Source organism: Acinetobacter sp. CY81 (assembly GCF_059515925.1).
Genome location: NZ_JCAKNC010000004.1, coordinates 263,094 through 277,201, shown reverse-complemented (window position 1 = coordinate 277,201; position 14,108 = coordinate 263,094). Strand labels below are relative to the sequence as shown.

Below are 14,108 nucleotides of genomic sequence, written 5' to 3'. Positions count from 1 at the left end.
ATTCTTGTATTGCGAGTGCAAAAAAGTTTGATGTTATTTTGCTCATGTAATAATATCTTTAGCATTCATTTTTTGTGAAAAATATCAACCTTTTCACATTTAATTTCACAGGTTGCGCAACACAACTTGGCTTAAAAATCATTTATACAGTTCGGCTTTCAATATTTAAGCAGTTGGATGTCTCTTTGCTATCCTCAAATCATTGAAAGATTAAAACTCATCATAGGTTTCGACCTATATCAACACTATGGATACGAGTGTGTTACCGATTATTATATTGTTACCGTTAATACTTGGCACTTTCCTCGTCCTTTGGCTGCAAAAATTCTCGCGTGGGGTGACAGCTTTAGGGGCAATTGGGGTCAGTTTAAGTAGTTTTGGCTTATTACTGGCTCAGGCAAAACAAGTATTTGATGGCTTTCCCGTATTAGAAAGTTGGCAATGGTTACCTCAATTAGGTATTGATTTCAGCTTTCGTTTAGATGCCTTGGGCTTAATTTTTGCCCTCCTCATTACAGGCATCGGTACGCTAATTTATATTTATGCTTACTATTATTTAAATCCAAAAAACTCTCTAAGTAAGCTGTATGCCTTACTCATGCTGTTTATGGCAGCAATGCTGGGTATTTCCCTCTCTAATAATTTAATTATTCTGTTGGTTTTTTGGGAACTCACCAGTATTTCATCCTTCCTACTTGTCGGTTATTGGAGCAATTACGAAGCTGCACAACGCGGCTCACGTATGGCACTGACCATTACAGGTATGGGTGGCTTAGCCATGCTCGGCGGCTTTATTTTGATTGGTCAAGTGACGGGTACTTATCAAATTGATCAACTGGTCACTATGGGACCACTGATCCAAGCCAGCCCTTATTTTGTTCCCATTTTACTGCTCATTCTTTTAGGTGCTTTCACCAAAAGCGCGCAATTCCCCTTCCATTTTTGGCTGCCGAATGCCATGGCTGCGCCAACGCCAGTGTCTGCTTATCTACATTCAGCGACGATGGTTAAAGCGGGGATTTTCCTACTGGCACGTTTGATGCCAATTTTTGTAGGTTCAGCGCTTTACCATAATTTAGTCACCACGGTTGGTTTGTTCACACTGTGCATGGCAGCATTCTTTGCAATATTTAAAGAAGATCTGAAAGGCTTATTGGCGTATTCAACCATTAGTCACTTAGGTTTAATTATTTGTTTATTGGGGATTGGATCTCCTTTAGCCGTTGCTGCAGCCGTGTTCCATATTATTAACCATGCAACATTCAAAGCTGCGCTGTTCATGATTGCGGGTATTATCGACCATGAAACAGGAACGCGTGATTTACGTAAACTCAGTGGGATATGGCAACTGCTTCCATTTACAGCAACATTGACCATGATTACGGCTGCCGCAATGGCAGGTGTCCCATTAACCAATGGTTTCTTGTCTAAAGAAATGTTCTTTACTGAACTCTTAGCGAATTTATCAGGTGGATTTGTCGTTACTGCGGCAATCGCAGCAACGTTAGCAGGTTTATTTGCTGTGGCTTATTCAGTGCGCTTGGTTCATGGCGTATTTTTTGATGGAGACATCGGTAAAGATGTCCCAAATAAAGAGGCTCATGAACCTCATATTGGTATGCGTGCACCTGCGATTTTATTGGCGACACTCTGTATAGCTGTTGGAATTATCCCTGCCCTACTACTTGAAAATATTGTGAATGCTGGGGCAAGAGCAAGTATCAATCAACCTGCATTTGAAGGTGTTCATCTCGCGATTTGGCATGGCTTTAATGTCCCTTTACTAATGAGTGCGATTGCATTGATTGGTGGTGTGATTTTCTATTTTGCTTTGGCAAAAGGTGGCAAGTTACGTGATATCGACTTAGACCCTTATTTTGGAAAGCTACAAGGTAAATTGTTGTTCGATCAATTTCTCAAACAACTTTTACTGAACTCAAGAAAATTTAAGCGCGCCACGGAAACAGGTTCTCTACAGACCTATCTCTTGTTGATTGTGATTTTTGCAGTATTTATGGCATCTATCCCATTGCTTAATCAAGGTTTAAGTACAGGTGCACGTGAACTCACTCATGCGCCATTGATTGGGATTGTGCTTTGGTTATTACTATTCTCAGCTTGCTGGATGATGTTGTGGTTCCATCATGAGCGGATTAAAGCCGTACTGATCAGTGGGGCTGTGGGTCTCGTTGTAACTATGGTTTTCCTGACACTGTCTGCACCTGATTTGGCATTGACGCAAATTACAGTAGATGTCGTCACCACTGTTCTTTTATTAATGAGTTTGTCACTCCTTCCGCAACTCACACCTTATGAATCCTCTGTAACACGTCGTTGGCGAGATGCCATCATTGCGATTGTTGCAGGCTTAGGTATCGGTTGGATTGCATGGTTAGTCATGACACGTGATCATAATTCGATTTCGTGGTTCTTCTTACAACAATCTATCCCTCTTGGTGGTGGTTCTAACGTAGTCAACGTGATTCTGGTCGACTTCCGTGGTTTCGATACCTTCGGTGAAATCACTGTTCTAGGCATTGCTGCGATTGGTGCTCTATGTATGATGGACGGTATGCGTGCTCACGGCACCACCATCACTCAGGGTTTAAGCTATCGTTTTAACCCTTCTCCACTAATGCTTCGTATCACTGCATCATGGGTACTCCCTATCGCATTAGTAGTAAGTTTGTACATTTTCCTTCGTGGACACAACTTACCAGGTGGTGGGTTCATTGCGGGCTTAATTACTTCGATGGCTTTGGTGATTCAGTATATTGCCTTAGGTCAAGACCAAGCAGAACAATTACTACGTGCAAAATCAGGTCGTTTATATGAGATTTGGATTGGATTCGGACTCATGTTTGCAGGGCTTACAGGTGTAGCAGCTTGGTATTGGGATCGACCATTTCTCACCAGTGCACATATTTTTGTAGAACCTGCCCTACTTGGAAAAATGCACTTGGCATCAGCTGCCGCATTTGATGTCGGGGTATATGTCACCGTACTTGGCGCAACCATGTTGATGATTTCTGTCCTTGGTGACTCCCGTAACACCAGTATCACTGGTCCAGTACCTAAGGGGTAATTCATGATTAGTTTAGAATTTTTACTCGCATCTGCTATTGGATTATTGGTTGCTACAGGTGTCTACTTAATTTTACGTGCACGTACATTTCCAGTTGTTCTTGGTTTAGCCATGATCGGTTATGCGGTGAACTTATTTTTATTCGCCATGGGACGCGTTCAAATGAGTTCTCCTGCGATTTTAACCAATGCAACTCAAGTCACCGACCCACTCCCTCAAGCTTTAGTGTTGACTGCAATTGTGATTGGCTTTGCTACGACTGCTTTTATTGTACAACTGGCTTTACGTAGTCGTTATGAATCTGGTACAGATCATGTCGACTCAAAAGAGGATCCGATCCACTTTGATCCACGTGAGGATGAGCCTTAATGATGAATTTTATCGAATTTTGGCAAAGTCACGCTCCAATTCTCAGTATTTTAATTCCCGGTTTTACTGCATTTATATTGGTACTGCTGGGTAACCCTGGTTCAGGCTCTTTAGCACATGATTGGCGCCAACCTTGGCGTCGTGGCATCAGTTTCATTTCGATGGTCATCGGTTTTGCTACTGCAATCAGTTATTTAATGATGGCAAATACTGGGCAGATCATCGTCTATCAACTCAGTGAATGGAATGCACCTTTTGGTATCGTACTGGTCTTAGACCGACTATCTGCATTTATGTTGATACTGACCTATTCCCTTGCCGTTCCATTAATTTGGTTCGCAAGTAAGGAATGGGATGAGCGTGGTCGATACTTCCATGCGATGTGCCACTTCCTGATGATGGGACTGTGTGGCGCATTTTTAACAGGTGACTTATTTAACCTGTTTGTGTTCTTCGAAGTCTTACTGATGGCGTCTTATGTCCTGTTACTCCATGGGCAAGGCAAAGTCCGTTTCCAACTGGGCGTGCATTACGTCACCATTAACCTACTCGCATCTGCTTTATTCCTGATTGGTTTAGGCATGATTTATGGCAGTGTGGGCAGCCTAAATATGGCTGATGTTAGTCGACTATTGCCTACGCTTGAAGCTGATCAATATCAATTGGCAGTTTCAGGTGGTTTCCTACTCTTTGTTGTGTTTGCGATTAAAGCTGCGATTTTACCTGTTGGTTTTTGGCTACCCAAAACTTATGCCGTTGCCACAACGCCTGTAGCAGCCATTTTTACCATCATGACCAAAGTGGGCATTTATGCGATTTTACGTGTCAATGGAACGGTCTTTAATGATGAATATGTCCAAAACACTCTCAGTAATGTCTTACTTCCAATCGGTTTAATTACTTCAGTTTATGGTGTAATCGGTGCTATTGGGTCTGAGCGCTTACGCCGTTTCATTGGTTTCATGATCTTGTCTTCAATTGGTACCATCATCGTAGCATTATCATTGATGACCACTGATGCTTGGACAGCAGCACTTTATTACCTCGTACACAGTACCATTATCGCTGCGGCATTTTATTTATTGAGCGGTTGGATTACTTCTCAGCGTGGTCAATTTAAAGATCATTTCAAAAATGCTCCTGTGATGAAGCAGAATACGTTAGTTTCAATCTGCTTCTTTATCATTGCATTGATGATGGCAGGACTTCCACCATTTAGTGGCTTCTTTGGCAAGGTCTTTGTGTTACAAGCATCTCAAACTTCACCTTATCAATTGACCATTATCATTACTGTCCTAATCGTCAGTTTGCTCAGCATTATCGCCTTCACACGTGTTGGTTTTGTTTTATTTTGGCGTTCTACAGCACCAGAAATGGATGTGAAAGAAAAAGCTTTTGAGGAATATGCCAACTTACCAAGTCGTCCACCTGCACGAAATGATAAGACCATTTACCTCATGCTTTCAGGCTTAGTGTTGTACGTCGTATTTGCACATCCAATTATGCAATACCTTGAGAAGACGAGTGCTCAGTTGCAAAATGCTCAGTTGTATTATGATGCCGTACTGAAAGTGGATAGTAATAATAAGATCATTAGCGTTCAACCTTTTGATCCAAACTATTTACCAGAAACTAAATACGATGGTGAATCAGCAGATCCAAATGCACGCTTTATTCCATATATCATCAGTGAAAAAACCTTAGATGGCGAACATATTTCTGAATATAAGCAGCGCCAAATCCAACAACAAGAGCAAGATTTGAAACAAGAGCAAGACTTGTCAAAATTGAAGCCGATGGAGCAATAAATGGAACAAAGAAATTCATTATTTTACCGAATTTTGCCGCATCCATTTGTCTCTGTGATTGTGGCGATTAGCTGGTTGATGCTTGGAAATAGCGCTGAATTATTCGATATTATCGTCGCAAGTATTTTGGCACTGATCATTCCAAAACTGATTCAACCCTTCATTGTACGAACGCCAAATATTCATTGGGATTTGGCGGTTAAACTTGCTTTTGTGGTGCTTTGGGACATTATTGTCTGTAACGTGCGTGTGGCAAAGCAAGTACTCGGTCCAACCGATAAGCTACATCCTAAATGGTTTCGTGTTCCTTTAGATACAGATCACGAACAGGTAAATTCATTACTTGCAATGATCATCACCACAACTCCAGGTACAGTCAGCGCAGGTATCGATCAGGAACGTGGTGACATCTTGGTTCATTCCCTCAGTACCGATGATCCAGATGCTGATATTTTAGAGATCAAAGCTCGCTATGAAGCCCCATTAATGGCTATTTTCAGTGTTGAACAAGGAGATCAAGCATGACCATTTTACCGTATGCATTGGGTATTTGCCTCATCGCAGTCACGATTTCAATGTTACTCTGTTTATTCCGTTTGGTAATTGGACCCTCTATCGTAGATCGTCTATTGGCGCTCGATACGCTATTTTTAAATACGACCTGTCTGGTGGTGATTCTCGGTATTTATTGGGCAACGACCTCAATGTTTGAAGGGGCTTTACTGGTTGCGATGCTTGGATTCGTTTCAACCGCGGCTTTGGCTCGTTACTTTACGACCGGCCACGTGATCGATTAGGAGTACCACAATGACAACTCAGCTTTTGATGGAAATTTTGGTGTCTTTTTTCTTAATCACAGGAACATTTTTCACCATCGTGGGCGGTATTGGCATGGTCAAATTACCCGACCTTTTCATGCGCCTACATGCACCGACCAAATCAAGTACTTTAGGTTTGGGGAGTTTTTTGATCGCAGCAATGATCTATTCTGCTTTTCACGGACGCTTAGGTTTTGCTGAATTATTAATTACGTTACTAGCCTTTATTACTGCACCTGTATCAGCAAATCTTATTGCACAGGCTGCAATTCATTTACGACTACGTTCGACCTCTGGTGATGTATCGGAAGCAATTGATCGTCCATTACCTTGGCAACGTCAGCGTAAGTTAAAGCAATTCCAAGATCATGAGATCAAAGATAAGCCCTAATTTTAAGATCAAAATAAGCATCGATAAAAAACCTCACATCATTAAAAATGATAGTGAGGTTTTTTAATTGCCAAAAATTCATTTAAGAAGTTATTTTTAACTGTATAACATCGCAGACTGTTCATTCTCTTGGAAACTTTCCATTTGATAATCCACAGCTAATTTCTTTTTCCAATGTGCAACAATGTCTGTGTAATCAATTTCTGAGGGATGAAAATCTTTTTTATAATAAGATAAATACTCAGGAATAAGCTCAATCAGCATTTTAGAAATCAGATAAAAACCATAAAAATTACCCGAAACCTTCGGTAAACTTTTACGTCGGTCCTGAATAAATAAACGACTTGCAGAATAAAATGTGAGACTTGCAAAACCAGTCGTTACACTACGCATCACACTACGACGTACTTTATCATCTTTATAGACCGACTGATAAACATCAAATGCAACGGCGCGATGTTCAATTTCCTCAATCGCATGCCAAACCCAGAGTTTGGTCGCATCTTCATCTAAAGTACTTAAAACTTGTGGATTTCGTAAAATATAACCACCCAATAATGCAGTGAAATGTTCAAATGCACAGGTAATCGCGAGTTGTAATTTAGGATGCACCGTACGAATAAACTCATCACGACGAGCTAACCACGCTTGAAAATTATCAAGCTGATAATCATCACGGCGCCATGCATCATTAAACTCTGCATGCGCTTTAGAGTGCATCGCTTCCTGACCAATAAACGCCGCTATCTGTGCCTGTAAAGTTTCATCCGTCACTTTATGACGAACATTACGCACACTGTGCACAAAGAACTGTTCACCAATCGGAAATGTTGAAGACAGTGCCGTGAGTAAATGAGACATCACTGGAGAATCAGCAAAGAAATGTCGCTTAATTGCTTTTGGATTATAGCTAAGGCGACGGACTTTGATACCCAACGCTTTCGGGCGGTTTAGGTATGATTTTTCTTGCGCCACTTGAGTAAGTGTCATCGCTGTACCCTACTTTGACTTTTGTTTTTTATATACTGTCACAAGCGACTTAATTGTATATTGCCAAAAAAATCAGTGGATCGGTCAGAATACACATTTTGCCAACTCAATCTCACTTTTTTAGTCAATGATCACTCAATAACAACCATTAATTATTGTTTTTATTAAATATTTATAAAGTATCGATATCTGAAGCACTTCAGCTTAATGTCAGACAATCCTAATGATAATTACAAAAAAATCCCACAAATGTGGGATTTTTAATTTTAAGAGATCAAACTTACATTAGATATCTAGATAATCAAGAATACCTTCAGCTGCTTGGCGCCCTTCCCAAATGGCTGTTACTACCAAATCAGAGCCACGAACCATATCGCCGCCAGCAAAAATTTTCGGGTTTGAAGTTTGGAATTTATATTCTTGCTGTTCAGCCGCAACCACGCGACCAGACCCATCCAATCCGATATTCGCACCAGCGAACCAATCGGCAGGACTTGTACGGAAACCAAATGCAAGAAGCACAGCATCCGCAGGCAGAATCTCTTCAGAACCTGGGATTGGTTCAGGACTACGGCGACCACGGCTATCAGGCTCACTCAGTTGAGTTGTCACCACTTTAACACCAGTCACTTTACCATGTTCACCCACGATTTCGATTGGCTGACGGTTAAATGCGAAGTCCACCCCTTCTTCACGCGCATTTTTTACTTCACGACGTGAACCAGGCATATTCTCTTCATCACGGCGATATGCACATGTTACCGCTGCTGCACCTTGACGAATCGACGTACGGTTACAGTCCATCGCAGTATCACCACCGCCAAGAACAATCACCTTTTTGCCTTCAACACTGATGTACTCAGCAGGATCTTTTTCCCATCCTTGCGTACGGTTGACATTCGCAATGAGGAAATCAAGTGCATCAACCACACCATCTAAATCTTCGCCCGGGAAGCCGCCTTTCATGTAGGTATAAGTACCCATACCCATGAACACTGCATCATAATCAGCAAGAAGCTGATCAATGGTAACATCTGTACCAATTTCAGTATTTAAACGGAATTCAACGCCCATGCCTGTGAAAATTTCACGGCGACGTTTCATCACATCTTTTTCCATTTTAAATTCTGGAATACCAAAAGTCAGTAAGCCACCAATTTCAGGACGCTTATCAAATACCACTGGACGTACGCCATTACGCACTAAAATATCTGCACAGCCTAGACCTGCAGGACCTGCACCAATAATCGCAACTTTTTTATCAGTCCATTTCACATGCGACATATCTGGACGCCAGCCCAAAGCAAATGCCGTGTCATTGATATACTTCTCAGCATTACCAATCGTCACTGCACCAAAACCATCATTCAGTGTACAAGCACCTTCACACAAACGGTCTTGTGGACATACACGACCACAGACTTCTGGCAAAGTATTGGTTTGATGGCAAAGTTCTGCTGCTTGGAAAATACGTCCTTCAGCAATCAGCTTTAACCAGTTTGGAATGTAGTTATGTACTGGACATTTCCATTCACAGTATGGGTTACCACAACCTAAACAGCGGTGGGTCTGATTTGCAGCCACTTCCGCAGTAAAAGGTTTATAAATTTCCACAAACTCAGCTTTGCGGACGTTGAGATCTTTTTTCTCTGGATCTTGGCGTGCGACATCCAGAAATTGAAAGTCATTGTTTAGGCGTTCTGCCATGTCTCTCTCCGTGGGTCAGTGCAGTCTGTTTATTTATCAGCTGCACTTGCCTGTATATCTGTTCGTCGTGAAATTATTGTGGATCAGCTTGAGTTGTTTTTAACAAAGTCTGCAAGTTTGCAGCTTTTGGTTTCACTAGCCAGAATTTACGGCTATAGAAATCAAACTCGTTACGGATCTTGTACGCCCAAGCACTACCTGTTTCAGCAATGTGTTCATCGAGAATACGACTTAAGAAGTCTTTATGCTCTTCCATCGATTCTGTCGAAATACGATTTAACTCAATCAATTCATGGTTGTAATGGTCAACAAAGTCATTGTCTAGATCAAGTACATAAGCAAAACCACCAGTCATACCCGCACCGAAGTTATGTCCTACTTTACCCAATACCGTTACGATACCGCCAGTCATATATTCACAGCAGTGATCGCCAGCACCTTCGATGACAGCAAACGCACCTGAGTTACGTACCGCAAAACGTTCACCCGCTGTACCTGCAGCAAATAACTTACCGCCCGTTGCACCATACAAACATGTATTACCAATGATTGCCGTTTCCTGAGTTTGGAATGGTGAACCTTTTGGTGGGAAGATCGAGATACGACCGCCTGCCATACCTTTACCTACATAGTCGTTCGCATCACCTTCAAGTTTGATATGCAAACCACCCGCGTTCCACACACCCAAAGACTGACCTGCCGTACCTGTTAAATTCATTTTGACAGGATGGGCTTCCATACTCAGGTTGCCATAGCGTTTTGCAATTTCACCTGAAATACGTGCACCAATCGAACGGTCGCAGTTACCCACAGTGAAGTGATATTCACCAGTTGTACCTGCTTCAATCGCTGGCAGCATTTCCACAACCATTTTCTCAGCCAAAACACCTTTATCAAATGGCGCATTGCCTTGAACTTGACAGTACTGCGCTTTACCTTCAGCAGAAGGATGTGACTCTAACAATGCACTTAAATCAAGATGTGCATGTTTTTCAGTTTCACCTGGAAGCATTTCCAGTAAATCAGTACGACCAATCAGATCTTTTAAGCTTGAAACACCCAGTGCAGCCAACCATTCACGTGTTTCTTCCGCAATAAAATGGAAGAAGTTAATCAACATTTCAGGTTCACCAATATAGTGTTCCTGACGTAAATGATCTTGTTGTGTTGCAACACCTGTTGCACAGTTATTTAAATGGCAGATACGTAAGTATTTACAACCCAATGCGATCATTGGTGTTGAACCAAAACCAAAGCTTTCTGCGCCAAGAATAGCCGCTTTTACTACATCTAGACCCGTTTTTAAACCACCATCAGTTTGTACACGCACTTTGCCACGTAAGTCATTTACACGAAGTGCTTGATGCGCTTCCGAGAGACCTAATTCCCATGGTGAACCTGCATGGTGAATTGAAGAAAGTGGAGAAGCCGCTGTACCACCGTCATAACCTGAAATGGTAATAAAGTCTGCATACGCTTTCGCAACACCTGCAGCAATTGTCCCTACACCTGGCTCAGACACCAGTTTTACAGAAACCATGGCTTGAGGATTGACTTGCTTCAAGTCAAAGATCAATTGTGATAAATCTTCGATTGAATAAATGTCATGATGCGGTGGTGGTGAAATCAGTGTTACACCCGGTACTGAGTAACGTAAACGTGCAATTAAGCCATTCACTTTACCACCTGGCAACTGACCACCTTCACCTGGTTTTGCACCTTGTGCAACTTTAATTTGCAGTACTTCAGCAGAGGTTAAGTACGCAGGTGTTACACCGAAACGACCTGATGCAATTTGTTTAATTTTCGAGTTACGGATTGTGCCATAACGTGCAGGATCTTCACCGCCCTCACCCGAGTTTGAACGACCGCCAATCGTGTTCATGGCAATTGCAATCGCTTCATGTGCTTCAGGTGACAAAGCACCGAGTGACATACCCGCTGAGTCAAAACGAGGTAAAATTTCTGCAACCGCTTCCACTTGATCAAGCGGAATTGAATTATCAGTTTTCAGCTTAAGTAAATCACGAATCGTTGCAACAGGACGGTTATTTACCAGCTCTGCATATTCTTTAAAGTCAGCATATTGACCAGAACGTACAGATTTATGTAATGCATTGATAACGTCTGGGTTAAATGCGTGATATTCCTTATCGAATACGAATTTAAGCAAACCACCTTGTTCGATTGGCTTACGAGATTTCCAAGCCAAATCAGCTAATTTTTTCAAATCATTTTCAAGATCAACAAATGTTGCACCTTTGATACGACTTGGCACACCTGTAAAGCATTTCGCAACAACTTCATCAGACAGACCAACCGCCTCAAACAATTGACCACCGCGGTACGATGCAACTGTAGAGATACCCATTTTAGAAAGTACTTTAAGCAAGCCTTTCTCAATACCTTTACGGAAATTCGCTTGAGCATGGATTGGATCGCCCAATAACTCGCCTTTTGCGATCAAATCATTAATCACATCATAAGCAAGATATGGATAGATCGCAGTTGCACCAAAACCTAAAATCACAGCAAATTGATGCGGATCACGAGCAAGCGCCGTTTCAACAATAATATTCGCATCTGTACGCAAACCCACTTGAATTAAGTAGTGGTGAATCGCACCAGTGACCATTGCCGCATTGGCAGGTAAGAAACCTTGACGAATTTTTCGGTCAGAAATAACGAGTAATGTTTTACCATCACGAATCGCTTGAGCTGCTTCTTCACAAATACGCGTGATTGCAGCTTCAGAACCTTCCGTTTCAGCATAGTTCAAATCAATATCTGCAATCTCGTAGCCTTTACGACCAATGGTACGAATCTGATGCATTTTTGAATTTGAAAGTACAGGGCTTGAAATAATCAAACGATCTGCATGCTCTGGGCTTTGTTCAAATACATTTTGCTCACGACCTAAACAAGTCTCAAGTGACATCACAATCGATTCACGTAATGGATCAATCGGCGGATTGGTTACCTGAGCAAATTGCTGACGGAAATAATCTGATACATGGCGCACTTGACGTGACAATACAGCCATTGGGGTATCATCACCCATTGAACCAACTGCTTCTTGACCGCTTTCTGCGATTGGACGAAGCAGTTGATCACGCTCTTCAAATGTCACCATGAACATTTTCTGTGCAGCTTTTAGATCATCGCCTTTTAAGCCTTGGTCACATAGGTATTCTTCAAGCTCTGGGCTACCTTGTACACGTACAGAATTTTCACGTAACCACTCACGATATGGACGCATTTTTTTCAAATGAGTACTCACATCTTTAGTATCGAGCATTTTTCCTGTAAAAGTATCAATTACTAGAATTTGACCTGGACCAACACGACCTTTCGATACGACATCTTCAGGCTCATAACCCCAAACACCAATCTCTGATGCAAGCGTGATATAACCATTTTTGGTGATCACCCAACGAGCTGGACGTAGGCCATTACGATCAAGCATACAAATCGCATGACGACCATCTTGAATCACCAGACCTGCTGGACCATCCCAAGCTTCCATATGTTTTGAGTTGAATTCATAGAATGCACGTAGATCTGCATCTAAAGTTTCAACATTTTGCCAAGCAGGTGGAACAAGCATGCGCAGCGCACGGAATAAATCCATACCGCCACCAACCAAAATCTCAAGCATGTTATCTAAGCTCGAAGAATCTGAACCTGTACGGTTTACAATCGGATTGAGCTCAGTTAACCCTGGTAATAATGGATTTTCAAATTTTGGTGTACGTGCCATTGCCCAGTTACGGTTTGCTGTAATGGTGTTGATTTCACCATTATGAGCTAGGTAACGGAATGGTTGTGCCAAAGGCCAACGTGGAAGTGTATTAGTTGAGAATCGCTGATGGAATACAACAATATGTGATGCCAATAAAGGATCAGCAAGATCTGTATAAAAATCTGCGATTGCCTCAGGCATCATCAAACCTTTATAACTGATTACTGTAGAGCAAAGTGTCGTTACATAGAATGAAGTGTCTTGTGTTAACTGCTGTTCTGCACGACGACGTGCCAAGAATAACTTACGGTTAAATTCAACCTCAGTCACACCCATTGGGCAGTTCACAATGATCTGTTCAAAAGCTGGCATAGATTGCAATGCAATCGAACCTAAAGCATCAACATTAGTCGGAATAACGCGCCATGCTAAAACTTTTAAACCTTCAGATTCAATTTCTTTTGCAAGCACTTGTTTTGAGTGTACTGCAATTGCAGGATCAAGGTTTAAAAATACCGTACCGACAGCAAAAATTTCACTCAATGTAATATCACTGAGTTTCTTTGCCTCAGCTCGGAAAAATGCTTTAGGCATTGCTAAAAGAAGGCCACAACCATCACCGGTCTTACCGTCTGCTGCAATACCACCACGGTGCGTCATACAACTTAAACTATGAATCGCGGTCTTGACTAAGTCATGACTCGCATCGCCTTGCATATGGGCGATTAATCCGAAACCACAGTTATCTTTAAACTCATCCGGTTGGTATAAACCTTTAGCGGGAGCTACAGTATTAGGCGATGGCATGTGCATAGCGTACCCTTCTTTTCAACATGGCCCTACGGGCAAATCTTGTTCAATTTTTCATTTACGATTTATTGTTTGTATTCGCTATTTTCAATTCATTATTCTGAATTTAAGCCTAAAATAAGTATGGTTATTTGCACTTATTTAACGCAGCGATACACCCTTTAATCGGTCACTGCTTCTAGTTTTTCGCTCCAAAATAGGGACAATGGTTAGAACCAGCGCACTATTAAAGCAATATTTATGCCAATTTAATAATTGGCTTTAATCGATTTAGAACTCTTTATGTGTGGTCAGTAGATTATTGTTGCGTTGTTTTATTGCAATAATACCGCACTAAAAATGTGCAGTTAGTATTTTTTTATACATTAAATTGCGCCATTTTAGAACT

The 14,108-nt window shown here is 41.6% G+C and carries 9 protein-coding genes; 6 read left to right on the top strand and 3 right to left on the bottom strand.

The window, feature by feature from the left end:
• The first annotated feature begins 247 nt into the window (after positions 1-247).
• From AC5YDM_RS07480 to AC5YDM_RS07455, 6 genes are read left to right on the top strand one after another with little or no spacing between them, the layout of a single operon-like run.
• Entirely contained in the window at positions 248-3,085 is a 2,838-nt protein-coding gene (locus AC5YDM_RS07480; protein WP_496151483.1) for a monovalent cation/H+ antiporter subunit A, read from the top strand.
• Positions 3,086-3,088: 3 nt separating this feature from the next.
• Positions 3,089-3,454 (top strand): Na+/H+ antiporter subunit C, encoded by a 366-nt coding sequence (locus AC5YDM_RS07475; RefSeq protein WP_496151482.1) that lies wholly within the window; start codon positions 3,089-3,091, stop codon positions 3,452-3,454.
• Positions 3,454-5,262 carry a monovalent cation/H+ antiporter subunit D gene (locus tag AC5YDM_RS07470; protein ID WP_496151481.1) on the top strand — a complete coding sequence of 603 codons (1,809 nt, stop codon included), beginning with the start codon at positions 3,454-3,456 and terminating at the stop codon, positions 5,260-5,262. The genes AC5YDM_RS07475 and AC5YDM_RS07470 overlap by 1 nt, the downstream gene beginning before the upstream one ends.
• Positions 5,263-5,787 (top strand): Na+/H+ antiporter subunit E, encoded by a 525-nt coding sequence (locus tag AC5YDM_RS07465; RefSeq protein WP_496151480.1) that lies wholly within the window; start codon positions 5,263-5,265, stop codon positions 5,785-5,787.
• Positions 5,784-6,059, top strand: coding sequence for a monovalent cation/H+ antiporter subunit F (locus AC5YDM_RS07460; RefSeq protein ID WP_496151479.1), 276 nt, complete (start codon positions 5,784-5,786; stop codon positions 6,057-6,059). The genes AC5YDM_RS07465 and AC5YDM_RS07460 overlap by 4 nt, the downstream gene beginning before the upstream one ends.
• 10 nt (positions 6,060-6,069) lie before the next feature.
• On the top strand, positions 6,070-6,471 hold the full coding sequence (locus AC5YDM_RS07455; RefSeq protein WP_496151478.1) for a Na+/H+ antiporter subunit G: 402 nt from the start codon (positions 6,070-6,072) through the stop codon (positions 6,469-6,471).
• 96 nt (positions 6,472-6,567) lie between these two features.
• Here the strand turns inward: AC5YDM_RS07455 and AC5YDM_RS07450 are convergent, their stop codons facing one another.
• From AC5YDM_RS07450 to gltB, 3 genes are all read right to left on the bottom strand, one after another.
• Entirely contained in the window at positions 6,568-7,461 is an 894-nt protein-coding gene (locus tag AC5YDM_RS07450; protein WP_496151477.1) for a metal-dependent hydrolase, read from the bottom strand.
• A 285-nt stretch (positions 7,462-7,746) separates the two neighbouring features.
• Positions 7,747-9,168 (bottom strand): FAD-dependent oxidoreductase, encoded by a 1,422-nt coding sequence (locus AC5YDM_RS07445; protein WP_496151476.1) that lies wholly within the window; start codon positions 9,166-9,168, stop codon positions 7,747-7,749.
• Between the two features lie 73 nt (positions 9,169-9,241).
• A complete protein-coding gene (gene gltB / locus AC5YDM_RS07440) occupies positions 9,242-13,717 on the bottom strand; it encodes a glutamate synthase large subunit (RefSeq protein ID WP_496151475.1) in 4,476 nt (1,491 codons plus the stop codon).
• Positions 13,718-14,108: the final 391 nt, after the last annotated feature.

Excerpts from the sequence above, each read along its gene's own strand:
- AC5YDM_RS07480 (WP_496151483.1), top strand. The coding sequence starts at position 248 with ATGGATACGAGTGTGTTACCGATTATTATATTGTTACCGTTAATACTT.
- AC5YDM_RS07475 (WP_496151482.1), top strand. The coding sequence starts at position 3,089 with ATGATTAGTTTAGAATTTTTACTCGCATCTGCTATTGGATTATTGGTT.
- AC5YDM_RS07470 (WP_496151481.1), top strand. The coding sequence starts at position 3,454 with ATGATGAATTTTATCGAATTTTGGCAAAGTCACGCTCCAATTCTCAGT.
- AC5YDM_RS07465 (WP_496151480.1), top strand. The coding sequence starts at position 5,263 with ATGGAACAAAGAAATTCATTATTTTACCGAATTTTGCCGCATCCATTT.
- AC5YDM_RS07460 (WP_496151479.1), top strand. The coding sequence starts at position 5,784 with ATGACCATTTTACCGTATGCATTGGGTATTTGCCTCATCGCAGTCACG.
- AC5YDM_RS07455 (WP_496151478.1), top strand. The coding sequence starts at position 6,070 with ATGACAACTCAGCTTTTGATGGAAATTTTGGTGTCTTTTTTCTTAATC.
- AC5YDM_RS07450 (WP_496151477.1), bottom strand. The coding sequence starts at position 7,461 with ATGACACTTACTCAAGTGGCGCAAGAAAAATCATACCTAAACCGCCCG.
- AC5YDM_RS07445 (WP_496151476.1), bottom strand. The coding sequence starts at position 9,168 with ATGGCAGAACGCCTAAACAATGACTTTCAATTTCTGGATGTCGCACGC.
- gltB (WP_496151475.1), bottom strand. The coding sequence starts at position 13,717 with ATGCCATCGCCTAATACTGTAGCTCCCGCTAAAGGTTTATACCAACCG.